At 40.0% G+C, this 13768-nt stretch carries 14 protein-coding genes; 9 read left to right on the forward strand and 5 right to left on the reverse strand.

Annotation, left to right across the window (positions count from 1 at the left end):
* Positions 1–576 (forward strand): glycerol-3-phosphate acyltransferase, encoded by a 576-nt coding sequence (locus JKM87_RS04785; protein ID WP_202078494.1) that lies wholly within the window; start codon positions 1–3, stop codon positions 574–576.
* A gap of 542 nt (positions 577–1118) precedes the next feature.
* The gene (locus JKM87_RS04790) at positions 1119–1286 is read left to right on the forward strand and encodes a sporulation histidine kinase inhibitor Sda (RefSeq protein ID WP_202078496.1); all 168 of its coding nucleotides are present in this window, start codon (positions 1119–1121) and stop codon (positions 1284–1286) included.
* 315 nt (positions 1287–1601) lie between these two features.
* Here the strand turns inward: JKM87_RS04790 and JKM87_RS04795 are convergent, their stop codons facing one another.
* From JKM87_RS04795 to JKM87_RS04810, 4 genes are all read right to left on the reverse strand, one after another.
* Positions 1602–1802 carry a DUF378 domain-containing protein gene (locus JKM87_RS04795; protein ID WP_419761834.1) on the reverse strand — a complete coding sequence of 67 codons (201 nt, stop codon included), beginning with the start codon at positions 1800–1802 and terminating at the stop codon, positions 1602–1604.
* A gap of 226 nt (positions 1803–2028) precedes the next feature.
* Positions 2029–4992, reverse strand: a complete 2964-nt coding sequence (locus tag JKM87_RS04800; protein ID WP_202078498.1) for a HAMP domain-containing methyl-accepting chemotaxis protein — start codon at positions 4990–4992, stop codon at positions 2029–2031.
* A gap of 128 nt (positions 4993–5120) precedes the next feature.
* Positions 5121–6521, reverse strand: a complete 1401-nt coding sequence (gene selA / locus JKM87_RS04805; RefSeq protein ID WP_202078500.1) for an L-seryl-tRNA(Sec) selenium transferase — start codon at positions 6519–6521, stop codon at positions 5121–5123.
* A 27-nt stretch (positions 6522–6548) separates the two neighbouring features.
* On the reverse strand, positions 6549–6938 hold the full coding sequence (locus tag JKM87_RS04810) for a hypothetical protein (protein ID WP_202078501.1): 390 nt from the start codon (positions 6936–6938) through the stop codon (positions 6549–6551).
* A 100-nt stretch (positions 6939–7038) separates the two neighbouring features.
* Between JKM87_RS04810 and queF the strand changes: the two genes are divergently transcribed.
* Together queF and JKM87_RS04820 are read left to right on the forward strand one after the other, a co-directional pair.
* On the forward strand, positions 7039–7464 hold the full coding sequence (gene queF, locus JKM87_RS04815) for a preQ(1) synthase (protein WP_202078504.1): 426 nt from the start codon (positions 7039–7041) through the stop codon (positions 7462–7464).
* A 59-nt stretch (positions 7465–7523) separates the two neighbouring features.
* Positions 7524–8351: a DUF1444 family protein gene (locus tag JKM87_RS04820; protein ID WP_202078506.1), complete on the forward strand. Its 828-nt coding sequence runs from the start codon at positions 7524–7526 to the stop codon at positions 8349–8351.
* 169 nt (positions 8352–8520) lie between these two features.
* Here JKM87_RS04820 and JKM87_RS04825 read toward each other — a convergent pair whose 3' ends face one another.
* The gene (locus JKM87_RS04825; protein WP_202078509.1) at positions 8521–9645 is read right to left on the reverse strand and encodes an SDR family oxidoreductase; all 1125 of its coding nucleotides are present in this window, start codon (positions 9643–9645) and stop codon (positions 8521–8523) included.
* A gap of 246 nt (positions 9646–9891) precedes the next feature.
* On the opposite strand from JKM87_RS04825, the gene JKM87_RS04830 reads away from it, so the two are divergent.
* The 5 genes from JKM87_RS04830 (at position 9892) to JKM87_RS04850 (ending at position 13734) form a co-directional block, all read left to right on the forward strand.
* Positions 9892–10776, forward strand: a complete 885-nt coding sequence (locus tag JKM87_RS04830) for a BsuPI-related putative proteinase inhibitor (RefSeq protein ID WP_202078511.1) — start codon at positions 9892–9894, stop codon at positions 10774–10776.
* 148 nt (positions 10777–10924) lie between these two features.
* Entirely contained in the window at positions 10925–11269 is a 345-nt protein-coding gene (locus JKM87_RS04835; RefSeq protein ID WP_202078513.1) for a hydrolase, read from the forward strand.
* An 83-nt stretch (positions 11270–11352) separates the two neighbouring features.
* Positions 11353–12285, forward strand: coding sequence for a CBASS cGAMP-activated phospholipase (locus tag JKM87_RS04840; RefSeq protein ID WP_202078515.1), 933 nt, complete (start codon positions 11353–11355; stop codon positions 12283–12285).
* Positions 12270–12794 (forward strand): DUF2062 domain-containing protein, encoded by a 525-nt coding sequence (locus JKM87_RS04845; RefSeq protein WP_202078517.1) that lies wholly within the window; start codon positions 12270–12272, stop codon positions 12792–12794. Before JKM87_RS04840 ends, JKM87_RS04845 begins: the two co-directional genes overlap by 16 nt.
* 178 nt (positions 12795–12972) lie before the next feature.
* Positions 12973–13734, forward strand: a complete 762-nt coding sequence (locus tag JKM87_RS04850; protein ID WP_202078519.1) for a tetratricopeptide repeat protein — start codon at positions 12973–12975, stop codon at positions 13732–13734.
* The last annotated feature ends 34 nt before the right edge of the window (positions 13735–13768 follow it).

The following is a 13768-nucleotide window of genomic DNA, read 5'->3' on the forward strand; positions in this document are numbered from 1 at the left end:
ATGACATTTTTCCTGTTTTGTGTGATTGCCTACATCATAGGGTCTATCCCTGTAGGAAAAATTGTTGCTAAATATAAGGGGATCGATATTCAGGAAAAAGGAACTGGCAATATTGGTGCAAGTAACACATATTTAGTGCTAGGTAAAAAAGCGGGTATGTTTGTCCTTATTTCCGATGTTGGTAAAGCTTTTTTTATGATGCAATTGTCATTGTACATGTTACCCATAGGTCAAGCCATCGTATCCGGTATGTTTTTATTAATGGGCAATTTAAGATCAATGTTTCTAAAATTTTCAGGTGGAAAAGGCGTGGCAACAGTACTCGGTATATTTCTAGCAACTGAACCTATTGCAGCATTAGTCTGCGTCGCTTTTTGGGGTGTCACAACCATCTTTATCAAATACATATCTCTCATGAGTATTGTCGGTTCTCTAGCTGTTCCCTTTACTTACTATCGCTATGATCACGATCTATTCACAGCTGGATGTGCGTTTTTGATGTGCGTCCTTGTACTATTAAAACATAAAACGCATTTTCAATTAAAAACAAGGGGGACTGAGGTTCAGAAAGCGTAACGTTTTCTGAATCTTTTTTTTATATGTCGCTTTGATACCCAAGTTTTATGATTAACATGCGAAAAATATTTTAGTAAGAGAAAAATTTAAAAATCAAGGGCATAAGGCATGTTGAAAGCGGGTAAGGTGTTAGTAGTTACTCAAAGAAGGCAACTATGATGCCGTTATGTTATAGGCAACTTCATAAACAGTAGTATATACCTAAGGGGATCTTTATTATTGAGAAAGACCTAAGTTCACATCGCTCTTTTTAAACAAAAGGTCTATAATGGAACATTAATTTAATCTTTCTATGTAATGTTTTGTCGAAAAAAATTTTTTATTTGTCATTTTGTGAGAAAGTTCATCTCATTTCAACGTTCTGTGGATAAAATTATACACAGTATATTCATTGATCTATTACAATTAATGGCATTTAACCACAATCTACTCACATAAAATTCACAATTTAACCACAAAAAAGTGTGGATAACCGAGCGGTTGTTCTTTGTCATATAACGTGATACCATCCTAAATATAAAAGTTTGGAAGGGAGAAAAACAATGAAACGTTTAACAGATGCAGAACTTGTTGAAGCGTACATGAGAGCTAAAGAACTCAATTGCTCCCCAGACTTTATCGATTTACTTTTTGAAGAAATCGAGAGAAGAAATATAGAGCAGACCAAATACGAGTTACGTTCTGTCCAACTAAAATTGTCGAATTCCTAACTCGTAACAAAATGAACACCGACATCCTATGTCCTAGTTGAGCTTTTAGCCCTTATTTTCGACAATTGTATGTTAGAGTCCATTCCATCATTTTTCCTCTAGTGCACTGATATAAACATTTTGGGCACCTTGTAAACGTGTATGAATGATATCATGGTTTAAACTTAATTAACTGTATAATATATCATATATATAGCTGTTATAATAAATATTATCATATAGGAACAAGATATAAAAAGAGGCGAGCACCACAAATTGGTTGGTGTGTCGCCTCTTTTCAATAATCTGTAAAGGAATGTTGTACGTGATTAACCTTTACGCTCCTGCCTTTTCACGTTCTCTGAATAGAAGTGAAATGCTATATAAACCTGCAAGTCCGACTAGGGAATAGATAATGCGGCTTAACCAGCTATCTTGACCGCCAAACAGCGTTGCGACAAGGTCAAATTGGAATAAGCCGATAAGACCCCAGTTGATAGCTCCGATGACAACGAGCAGTAGAGCCAAACGATCCATTCTGATCATCCTTTCTTTCACGTATTATTGATGATGATGGTACTTTTTATAATATGTGCCAAACTCGCTTTAAACATACAAGTTTTAATTAAAGTGTATGCAAGTGGTGGTATATTATGATTGTCATTCCTATTCGTATAATGTCTTACTCATCACTTACTAATACATAAAAGAAAAGAGAGGCTAAGGACGTTAACCTTAGCCTCTCTTTTATATTTGCTATTTATTAATCTCTACGGATGTTTCTGAGATTTTGTTTGAAAGAATGTGAGCGACCCGTTTCTGAGTCGTCTGCACTGTATCCAGATGTGGTCTGATCACGAGCGTCCGTCTTATGGTCTGGCTCTTTTGTTTGATCATGATCTGAATCCTTGTATATGTCTTGGGTCGACGCAACGGATTCGGAAGCTTGCTCTTGTTCTCTTTTCTTAATTCGTTCCATTAAAGAGCTTCCTTTTTTCTTTTGAGTAGATCTTCTGCCAAAGGTTTCTTCTACCGTTTGCTTTCTCGGCTCAACCTCTTTTTCCTGTACAGATTTTTGTTCAGTATGATTGTCTAATGAATCTTGTTGTTGCTGTGTAGGCGAAAGCTGACTGAATGGATCCTTAATCTTAGGCTGATTGTGATCCTCTTGAGACTCATCCTGACTCTGAGGCTGACCTTGTTCTTGATCACGATCCGTTGTGACTTGATACAAGTCATGCTTTTCTTGTGAACGACGTTGTTGGCCAAACAGTGTAGGTTGTGGCTTATCTTGTTGTTGTACTTGAGGCTCGTCTTTTGCAACCTCGCGTTCGTGTTCTAATTTTTGAGTGAGCCCCTCATGTGTGTCTGGGGTGTCGCTTTCTTCTGAGTCCGTTCGCATCGCGACTTTTTGTTCTGGGCTACTGTCCTTATCAAGATTTTCTTGAAAGTGGTGTTCTTGCCCATGCTCTTGAGTAATCTCTAGAGAGCTTTGGTCTTTGTTTAATTTTTCATTCTCAGTTAGAACTGATGGGTCTTCGACTGATCGTTTATCATCAGAAGGCATATCACCTGAAGGATGATCAGTTAATGCTTTTTGATCCTGATCAGACGACATAGCACTTGCCCCTGTATCAGCTTGCTTATCATTATTTGTCTTTGAGCTTTTATCTGAATGTTGCCCTCTTTGTTTATCTGCCTTCTGCGCTTTTCTATGGGCCATAGTTGATGTATACACCTGCTGCTTACGTTCGTGTCCCAGATTAAACTTATTCACTTCCCGTAGCAGAAGTTGTGAAATGTCCTGTAGTTGAATAGCAGCATTGTTGACCTCTTCAATGGCTTTTAAGTGATTTTCACTTGATGCGGCCACTTCTTCAGCAGAAGCAGCGGATTCCTCAGAAATCGCACTGATATCCTGCATAGCGGAATTAATTTCTTGAGACGAATGATTTAACAGAGAAACAGACTTTTGGACATGATCAACTTGTTCTTCAATTTGCTGCACCTGATTAACAATATCATCGAAAGAGGAGCGGGTTAATTTTACGGCTTCACCCTGTTTAGAGCTATAAGAGGTTAATGTTTCAGCCTCACTAGATAAGCTGTTAATTTTAACCCCAATCTCTTTTAGGACATTGTAAATGTTAGTGGTTTCCTCTTTTGTCTTCTCAGCTAGTTCTCTAACATCACCGGCAACGATGGCAAAACCTTTTCCAGCTTCTCCGGCACGAGAAGATTCTATCGCCGCATTCAAGGCGATCAGGTCAGTGCTGTTAGAAATTTCATCGATGGCCTCCACAATGTCTGATATCTTTTGAGAGCTTTGAGCGACGTCTTTTACGTTAGAAATCAGGTTGTTGGCTAAACGTATGAATTCATTAGACGTTTGATCAAGCTCCGTCATGACACCAAGTCCTTGGTTACCTTTACTTGAAGTCATCTGGGCTTGTTCAGATATTTTCTGTGTTGATTGATTAACGTCTTCTAGTTTCGTCACCATTTGCCCTAACATTTTTATACCACGTTCTAAGTCTTCTGTTTGACTCTGTGCTCCTGTAGATACCTGCTCAATGGCATTGTTCACTTCGTGTGTTTGTGCTGTTGTTTCTTCGGACACGGCTGCCAACGTTTCAGAAGAAGAGGAAAGGTCACGTGCCACACGTTGAACTTCTCTAAAAGAGCGCTGAACTTGGTCTGCCATTTCATTAAAGGTAGAAGCAAGATCCCCCATCTCATCATCCGTTCGCAGATGAACACGGAATCCCAGGTTACCAGATCCAATAATTTTAGCGCCATCTTGTAAAGTATGTACCGATTTAATGATGGAACGTTGTATCCAAAAACCACCAATCAAAAGGGCGGCCAGAATACTGCCAATTGTGACGAATAAAATAACATAGAGGGTGGCTGTTAGTCTCACTTTACTCGCTCCGATGGCATCCATTTCTTTGCTAAGCTCAGTTGAGATGGCTGCGACATCAGCTTCCATCACGCTTGTAATGTCTGTAAACTTGCTAATCAGTTCGTGTTGAGAGAAGGTTAATTCAGAGACCTGCAGAAATGATTCTCTGTAATTTTCAAGGTTTCTACTCAAAGTTTCAGCTTGTTGCTGTGATAATCCGCCACTCGACTGAACAGCTGACTCAAGCGTATCAGCCTGAGTGTTAAAATCCTCTACAAGATCTTGTCTTGGGCGATTAATGAAGTCTTTTTCGATATTACGGAGACTGGTCATCTCATTTAAAACACTGATTTGATTAGCATCGCGTGCAAGCAATTGGAACGCTGTAGCATTTTGGACCATCTGTCCGGTGAGCCCTTGGGACGAGCTAAGCCCTATCTCTTTGCTGTACTCGACTAGACGGCTGAACTCATTTAAATAACTGTTTGTTGAACTCTCTAACGATTCTGCTTTAACCCCGATGACAGAGTTATCCGTCATGTTCTTTAAGTCTTGAGCTTTGTCTTGCATGAGTTGGACGTGCTCTTCAACCTCTTCAACTCGATCAATCTCATTATTAGAAATAAAGTTCAATTCATTAAGCCTTGCTTCATGCATGGACCCCACAATCTCTGTTCCGAGATTATGTGCGTGGTGGATGCGATCCATTTTCTCATCCATGCCATTTAATTGTGAGACGATAAAAAAAGTAATGCCTCCAATTACGAGTAATCCAACGACGGAAAATAGTACTCCCATGCGTATTTTGTTTTTTATAGTCATCTATCCGCCCCTCCCATTGTCCACAAAAATAAGCTTATCTTATGATTAAGACAAGCTTACATTAATTCCATCATATATTAAAAAATAGTCTCAGTTCAAATCATTCTTCGAAGAAATCTCCAATTATTCTACAAATTTCTCAAGGTGGTTTGAACAATCCCTATTTCTTCCTTATCAATAGTTCTAAAGTCTAGTGTGAAAGCGTCTTGCACGATACGTCCAACGACAGGAAATGTTGAATTACGCAACGTTTTGGCAAAATGTGACACATTTCTGTGACTTTCGGAGCAAATTTTAACGCCCCAAGACGGTATTTTCACTTCCGGCATGGTTCCTCCACCAACTTCAGATTCAAGCGAGACGAGTTCGCAATCATAGCGAGGGTCGTTTAGCGTATTTATAAATTGGACTGCTTTATCCTTGACTGTCTCAGGTTGATCTAGAATCATGCGGAGTGTAGGAATCGTTTGCTTGGCCTTTTCTTCATCTAAATATGCTTTTAATGTGGCATGCAAGGCTGCAAGTGTGAATTTATCTACACGAATAGACCTCATCAACTGATTTTTTTTCAAGCGTTGTATATACTCCTTCTTACCAGCAATAATACCCGCTTGAGGACCACCTAAGAGTTTATCTCCACTAAAGGAGACGAGGTCGACCCCATCACGTAAAACTTCTTGAACAGTAGGCTCACGACCAATACCATACGGTCGTAAATCAAGGAGGACACCACTTCCTAAGTCTTCAAATACGGGGACCTGGTGTTGGTGTGCGAGAGAGACGAGGTCAGTTCCGGGTACAGTTGCTGTAAAGCCTTGTATTACAAAATTGCTGGTGTGCACCTTTAGAAACATGGCTGTCTCTTCTGAAATAGCTCTTTCATAATCGTATAAATGTGTTTTGTTGGTCGTGCCAATCTCTCTTAGTGTTGCCCCGCTTTCACGCATAATTTCGGATACACGGAAAGAGCCGCCAATTTCAACAAGCTCCCCCCGAGAAACGACCACTTCCTTATCTTGAGCTAACTCTCTCAGGACTAGAAATACAGCTGAAGCGTTGTTATTACAGACAAGAGCAGCTTCAGCTCCTGTTAGTCGGCAGATGAGATCCTCAACAAGAGCGTGACGAGAACCTCTTTCTCCGCTATTGAGATCGAATTCAAGATTGGAATAATGGGCTGCGATCTCTGTTAAAGCGGCTTGGGCCTCGTGGCTGAGGCGCGCACGTCCTAAGTTTGTATGCAGGATCACGCCTGTCCCATTTATCAGTGATTTAAGTGTTGTTTGAGTTAGACTATTCACCTTCTCACCAATACGTTCAATGATATAGGGAAGGAGAACGGTGTTCTCGCTGAGGTGACCTTCTAGTATCTGCTGTCTGACTTCTTCTGTCACTTCCTGACAACATGCCGTTAAATTTTCATCACTGATGCCTTCGTCACGAATGAGCTGTTGTAAGGATGGCTGATGAACGAGTTCATGAACAGCTGGAATCTGACGTAATAACTGGCGTTGAATGTTTGTAATCATAAAATAACTCCTTTTACAACGACGAATTTATGATTGCACTGGTAATCCTGTGAGATCAGTATACTGGTTCACTTTCTCTAAAAATCGATCACTTAGAGGTAAAATAATATCTGTATCCTGGCGGAGATAACGACCGTGTCTGTTCAGAACAACCATTTCTGAAACCTTCACTTTATATAATTCTTGACTAAATTGGCTGTGAACTTTCAATTCATCTGCAATATGAAACGTATCCTGAACAGCAGCTGTTCGATATGGGACAATAGAAACGATATCATCAAACAGGATATGATACGTATGGTTCGGTTTCTGAAAATAGATTTCTTTGGTAGTGATGGAGGTTTTGAGATGACCCTTACGATGGGACAGCACTAACTCACCAAGCAGGTGCTTTACCTTTATAAAATGTCGGTTCATCTGTTATACTCCTTTTAGAATAGTTTATTATATTATATAATAAACAAAGTTCCAATGGAAAAAAAGAGAACGAGGGAATACAAGGAAAGGATGAAAATGAATGGCGAAAGACACAAATATAGACCATAGTAAATACGCTGATATCCGCTTTGATATACAAGATAAGAGTGTGATTTTAGAGGATATTTTAGAAACGATTCCTTATGAGTACCCAGGGAAAGATATAGAAGTCAGTATACCGACATCTGAATTCACTTCCGTATGCCCGTGGTCTGGATTACCAGATTTTGCTGATATTAATATCACATTCACACCGAATGAGAAGCTTATAGAGATGAAATCACTGAAGTACTACTTAACTTCTTACCGAAATGTGGGCATTTATCAGGAGCACGCCACACAGAAAATACTAGATGATCTCGTTGCTTTATGTGAACCTAAGCACATGCGTATCGAAGCGTTATGGAATTCGCGTGGTGGACTAGGGACAACCGTTATAGCAGAGTACCCGAAGAAGGATGAGTAAAGGAGATAGAAAGAAGAACAACAGAGTCTTTAGGACATTAAATTAACTGAGGTGAGATTGTGCGCGCAAAAGAGCTACAAGAACATTTACAAGCCGCGTTTGAAACACGTGGTTGGCAAGCACAATGGGACCGAGAACAAGATCAGTTTACCATAGATATGGCAGACAAGTCGGAGCCGATCCGAATATCCGTCCCAAAAATGCTCGAACGCATCAATAAAGGAAAAGAAGACGTAGATACAATAATAAATGAATCCCTAGACAATGTTGAATCCATGATACAGGCGGTGGAAGAACGCCGCAATGTAAGCCTAGAAGGAAATGATACGAAGATATTCCCTGTCATGAGGAGTACGTCTTTCCCCACAGAAACAAAGGACGGAAAACAACTCATTTATGAAGAGCATACTGCAGAGTCACGAGTGTATTACGCCATTGACTTAGGTCAAACGTACATTTTGATAGATGAGGATATGATGTACGCATCCCATTGGGAGCAGCAAACCATCAAGGAAAAAGCGTTGTTTAATCTTAGAAGATTACCTAACGAGGCAAAACAAGACACAGTGAGCGGGAATGTTTTTTATTTTATTAACGTACCAGATGGTTATGCGGCTAGCCGTATTCTCAATCAGGCTCTGATAAATGAATATGCACAGAAGGTGGAAGGAGATCTATGTATCGCCATTCCGCATCAAGATGTGCTCATATTAGCTGATCTGCGCAACACATCTGGGTATGATGTGATGGGCCAAATGGGTTTCCATTTCTATGCTAACGGTCCTATGCCAATTACAGCTTTACCTTTCAAGTATGTAGACGGTCAGTTAGAACCGATTTTCATCCTTGCGCGTCGCAAAACGGATAAGAAGGACGGAAAGAAATAGGACAAGTCTATCTGTGTCAAAATGAGATACACACTCACGCGATAGTGTAAACCTGACTTTAGGGAACGGTACCATTAGAATAAGCATCATAATAAAAGGACGACAAAAGCTACCACTTTGTCGTCCTTTTTTACTTTTTCACTTCATACTGTCCTGCTTTTATAGGTCGTTAAACTTGAACGGCAGCAACAACGTTATCTTGATGATCTCCGTGCGCTAATGCAGGTTTGAAGATACGAATATAATCTTCTTTTTGTAGATGGAGTAAATTTTTCTTGGCAGCTGTAAGAAGGTTTTTCGTATTTTCTATGGCAAATTCAGGGTCGTTTTGCATATAAGGCTTATAAACGGACATGAACTTTTCAAAACGCTTGTCCCACATATTTTTGTGATCAATGCTATTCACTAAGGCCATCCCTTTGACCTGAAGAAGCTCAGCAAACACTTCTAAGAGTAACTGCTTCGTTGGTGCAATGGGGTTAGTCAAATGGTAGATATCGTGCTTACATTCGTTCTCTAACGCAGTCAACATCACTTCAGCCACATAGTTCACAGGTACAAGGTTGCTTAATCCCTCTGGGTCTCCTTGAATGCTCAGAGGAAAGTAAAACGGATGTTCACAGTTATCCTTTTTTATTTGTTTCTCGGCTTTACGCTTAAAAAGAGATAATCCTCTCAAGAACCCGTAGATACTGAACTGTGTATCTGCTTCTCCTGTGACAGAATCACCGATAATGATACTCGGACGGAGAATTGTAGTCTGAAAATGCTCGCAACGGCTTGAAATGACAGTGTGCTCAGCTAAACATTTCGATTCTTCATAAGGGTTATTAAAACCGTTGTCTAAAGGGTGAAGAACCTCTTCTGCTTGCCGTTGGACGCCAGCTGTATAAGCTGTACTCACATAAAAGAAGCGCTCTATTTTTAATTTTTTCGCCAATTCAACAGCGTGTTTAGTGCCTATGACGTTAACACGATGCAAGGTATCTTTCAGTTCTGTATCAAATTTGACGAGCCCTGCTATATGGTACATGGCCTCGATCGGACCTAATTGATGCCATTGATTCGGAATATTATCAGGTTCTATATCGGTTAAATCGCCTTCTAATACAATCATTTGTTTGACTTCTTCTTGGTTATATAAATCATTCACTCTATCTAAGGCTGATAAGGAGCCACTTTCTCGGACAAGCAGTACAGGCATATACCCAGCTTTAATGAGTAAGCGTACAAAAAAACGACCTAAGAAACCAGTCCCTCCAGTCAGTAAAATCTTCTTTTTACTTTCATTCATTCGTGATAACATATCATGCTCCTTTTTGTACATTGATAGTATCGGCTATATTAGTGTAACATGCTTTCTAGTGCTTGAACATAAAAATTGTGACAAAAATAGAGAATATGTGACAAGACTATTAACGGCTATTTTGAAACATTTTTGTAACGCACACCGTCTAGTATTTGTGGTTGTGTTTAAGATTTAGTCTCTCGTGATATGAGAACAATAAAATCACTGTAGATAACGGAAAGGGTGGAGATGATGAAAAGATTAAAACTATGGATAGGCGTCACGCTATTATTAGGGAGCATGGTAATGGCCTCAGCATGTGGGCAAACAAATTCCACTATTGGAGACCCTGGTACAGGAGAAGGAGACGATAGTGAAAATAAAAACTTACCTGTTGAAACGAGCTTGAAAGTCTCCCAGGAGGAAAATGTACTCCAATTTGAGATTGAGCTTGTTAATAATAGTGGAGAGAGCATTGAACTCCCATTTTCCTCAGGGCAACAATTTGAAGTGATCGTCTACGATGAGAATGACGAGGTCTTGTATCAATATTCTGAAGGTAAGAGCTTCACGATGGCTTTAGAAAATTTACAGTTAGAAGCTAATGAAAGTGAAGTGTGGACTGATGAATGGACGATCGAAAATGATGTGACGGCTGGCGATACACTTACAGTTGTAGCCGATGTGGTCATTGCAGAACAAGAAGATTATGCTATATCAGCAGAACAGCTTCAAGTTACTGAGACTGTGATCTTTGAGGATACCCTTGATTCTAATGCTGGAGTAGAGGAGGGGACTGAACAAGAACAGGAATCAGATACCGCTTTGCAAAATGATGCCTTTCGTCATATAAAGATTGAGGGAGATCATGGAAAGTATACGATTACTGGAGAAGCGAGAGTATTTGAAGCTCAATTTCATTACGCAGTAACGGACGGTCACACGTACTTCGCAGAAGGGACCACTCAAACAACGGACGGGGCACCTGCCTGGGGTGAATTTAAAATTGATATTGAGTTAAAAGAACAGAACCTACCGCTTAATGGTACTTTAACATTAGAGCTCTATGAGGAAAGCGCCAAGGATGGTTCACCGACGAACCAACTTGCGATACCGCTCGAAACTTTTGCACCATAGCAGAGAAAAAAGATAGCCTGTTTGTATATCAACGATGAAAGAGGTCAACAATAGACAGATATTGTTGACCTCTTTTTTATTTTGTATAGATCACGCCCTTATATGGGAACGATAATGATTAAAAAGTCATGCTGGATGGTGAGTATGGATGGAGAAAAAGAAGTATTATGTCGCTGTAGAGTCAGGACAGATTTTAGAAGACCAAGGCGCTTCCTCCTATGAGCTTGAAATCGAAGCCACTGAGGAAGAACGACAACAGTTAGAAAAACTATTCAGTAAGAAAAACACCGAAAATATTGATTTATTTATAGATCCGCATGCCCCTAACAAATGGGACGAAATCGAGTCTGATGTACAGAATTACAACGACTTTATGATGAATATATACGCCATGATATACAGATTAGGGACGCCAGAGACGAAGGATTTTATTGAGCGTAATGATATTTTAACGAAGCTTAAAAATCAATGGCAGGACTATGATTTTAGCTAAACAAGTCTCTTTTAAACCTTAATCACAAGTTATGCGATAGCTTGCTAACACCATTCAGGGCATGAAGGAGCGGAGGAGCATCCATGAAGATACTTGCACTAGACGGTGGAGGGATAAGGGGAATATTCACGGCCTATGTGTTACAGCTTATCGAGGAAAAAACGGGATCTCATATTGGTCACTATTTTGATATGATTGGTGGAACCAGTACAGGTTCGATTATTGCTGCGGCGATCGTTAAGGGAAAACCTATGCGTGAAGTTGTGAAATTCTATGAACGTGAAGGAAAGAAGATTTTTCATAGACAAGCAGTCTTCGGTTTCTTTCAAACCATTTATAGCCACAAGCGGTTGAAACGTCTACTGCATCGTGAATTAGGAACAACACGATTGGAACAGATTAGCCAATCTCTCGTATTACCCGCCGTTGATTTAAAAAGATGCCAACCTATTGTGTTTCGTTCTAGAGGTAACAATGTAAGTGAAGACATGTACCACTATCATACTGGTTCTAACATAGATGCAACACTACTTGATGCCGTGATCTCATCATGCTCGGCCCCGATTTATTTTGAACCGTACCGCATCAATCAAAATTTCATAGCAACTGACGGAGGGTTGTGGGCAAATAACCCGTCTTTAGTCTGTTTACAGGAAGCTATTCAGACATTTAATCAAAAACTGGATGACATTAAGATTATGTCTGTTGGGTCCGGACTGCAGGGTATCACCTTCGATAAGAAAACGAAGAGGTGGGGGCTACCGCACTGGATTAAAGTTAAGCTCTTTCCACTTCAAATTAGACCGACATTGATTGACCTCGCCCTACATTTATCTTCGGAGTCTGTGTCCTCCCAATGTCAAACATTGTGTGGGGCCCATTACTTGAGACTAAACGCACCTATGCAGCACGAAGTACCGTTTGACGATGTACAGTCCCTTGAGAAGTTAAAAAAATTAGGGGAGGAAGTGTTCGTACATCATGAAAAGAATATTGAACAATGGCTACAATATTAAAAATGGTCGGTGTTGACATGCTAAGGACTTGGATCAATCAATGGCAACGTAAGGGAAAGTGCCTCGTTGTGAAGCTATTACGAATCCAGGATAAGACGCATAGTATCGCAATGGGTTTTACACTTGGATTTCTTATTAATTTTATCCCTTCTTTTGGTTTTGGACCAGTGTTATCAGTAGCTACTGCAAGATTGTTTCGTGGTAATACGATTGCTGCTTTTTTAGGCGGCATCTCTGTCATTTGGGCTTTTCCTTTACTGTTCTACTTTAATATTGTCGTCGGACAAGTCTGGCTACCTGAGGAACCCGCGCCTACGTTGCAGCAAGATGATTTCGTACACACGAGTGTTCTGATCAGTCAGTCTTTTATGATTGGTATGGTCATTAATGTGATGATTTTCGGTTTTATTGTTTACTTCTTCACCTTTGCTCTCATAAGTCGGTATCGTCAAGCACTACTAAGGTATATCCACAAATCTTGGCTCCCAAAAAATAAGAACCCTAACTGATGCGTTAGCGTCCTTTATCCGTTAGTTCTATTAATGAAATAAATGGGTGTAAACCCAATACCCTCACCAGTCAGATTTCACCCGCACTGAGTGAGGGTTTTGTGCTATAATGGGGAAAGTTGACATAGGATGTTGTACAGAAGGTCATCGGTAAATCGTAACGCAAGGATGTGTTTATTTGAAGAACACAGTCATGATAACGGCTGCCATACTCATGGGGCTGCTTGCTGTTGTATTTATTTTTTCGTTACTATTCACTGCCAGTTGGTGGGTATACGTCCTTATTTACTTATTCCTGTTTTATATATGGTATAAGCCAACGCTTGTTCTTTATCATTCGGTAAAGGCAGGGCATATGCTAAAGCATAGAGACTATGAGGCAGTGGCCTATGAGTACAACAAGATAGCGCCGTTGAAAAAGAATGAAGGTTATGCTGATTATGCATACGGGTTAGGCTATTATTACCAAAAAAAATTTCAATCCGCTAAGCAAGCGTTTGAAAGAGCTCTCGAAAAAGGTATACGAACTCAGAAGAAGACGATGGAGCCCTTAGTGAAAATTGCGCTCATTACAACTAATGTTGAATTAAGAAAATGGAATGAAGCAAAAAAGTGGATAGATGACTTAGAAAAAGAGATGGAAAAAGGTAAGAAGCTAAATCCTAAGCTCTTATCTATTTATTACCCTATTAAGGGGGAGTATTTCTATCACTTGCAACGTTATCAAGAAGCGAAGCGAGCGTTTGACCTTGCGTATATTCGCTACCCCGACTTAGTGGGAGAGGAAGCGTATTACTATGCACACCTCCTTCATAAAGAAGGAGAAGACAAAAAAGCAAAAGAGATACTGCGTAAGCTACTCCAAGAGAAACACGCTTGGAAGTTCTTCAGGGTACCCAAACAGAAAGCGATAGACCTTTTGAGGAACATAGAAGGGTGAAGTCCCAAGGCTTACTGATACAAAATGATCAAGA

Origin of the sequence: Caldalkalibacillus salinus (assembly GCF_016745835.1) — a bacterium.
GTDB classification, from domain to species: domain Bacteria; phylum Bacillota; class Bacilli; order Caldalkalibacillales; family JCM-10596; genus Caldalkalibacillus_A; species Caldalkalibacillus_A salinus.

What these genes read in the sequence shown, in the direction of transcription:
- JKM87_RS04785 (WP_202078494.1), top strand. Translation starts at nt 1, where the DNA reads ATGACATTTTTCCTGTTTTGTGTGATTGCCTACATCATAGGGTCTATC.
- JKM87_RS04790 (WP_202078496.1), top strand. Translation starts at nt 1,119, where the DNA reads ATGAAACGTTTAACAGATGCAGAACTTGTTGAAGCGTACATGAGAGCT.
- JKM87_RS04795 (WP_419761834.1), bottom strand. Translation starts at nt 1,802, where the DNA reads ATGGATCGTTTGGCTCTACTGCTCGTTGTCATCGGAGCTATCAACTGG.
- JKM87_RS04800 (WP_202078498.1), bottom strand. Translation starts at nt 4,992, where the DNA reads ATGACTATAAAAAACAAAATACGCATGGGAGTACTATTTTCCGTCGTT.
- selA (WP_202078500.1), bottom strand. Translation starts at nt 6,521, where the DNA reads ATGATTACAAACATTCAACGCCAGTTATTACGTCAGATTCCAGCTGTT.
- JKM87_RS04810 (WP_202078501.1), bottom strand. Translation starts at nt 6,938, where the DNA reads ATGAACCGACATTTTATAAAGGTAAAGCACCTGCTTGGTGAGTTAGTG.
- queF (WP_202078504.1), top strand. Translation starts at nt 7,039, where the DNA reads ATGGCGAAAGACACAAATATAGACCATAGTAAATACGCTGATATCCGC.
- JKM87_RS04825 (WP_202078509.1), bottom strand. Translation starts at nt 9,645, where the DNA reads ATGAATGAAAGTAAAAAGAAGATTTTACTGACTGGAGGGACTGGTTTC.
- JKM87_RS04830 (WP_202078511.1), top strand. Translation starts at nt 9,892, where the DNA reads ATGAAAAGATTAAAACTATGGATAGGCGTCACGCTATTATTAGGGAGC.
- JKM87_RS04835 (WP_202078513.1), top strand. Translation starts at nt 10,925, where the DNA reads ATGGAGAAAAAGAAGTATTATGTCGCTGTAGAGTCAGGACAGATTTTA.
- JKM87_RS04840 (WP_202078515.1), top strand. Translation starts at nt 11,353, where the DNA reads ATGAAGATACTTGCACTAGACGGTGGAGGGATAAGGGGAATATTCACG.
- JKM87_RS04845 (WP_202078517.1), top strand. Translation starts at nt 12,270, where the DNA reads ATGGCTACAATATTAAAAATGGTCGGTGTTGACATGCTAAGGACTTGG.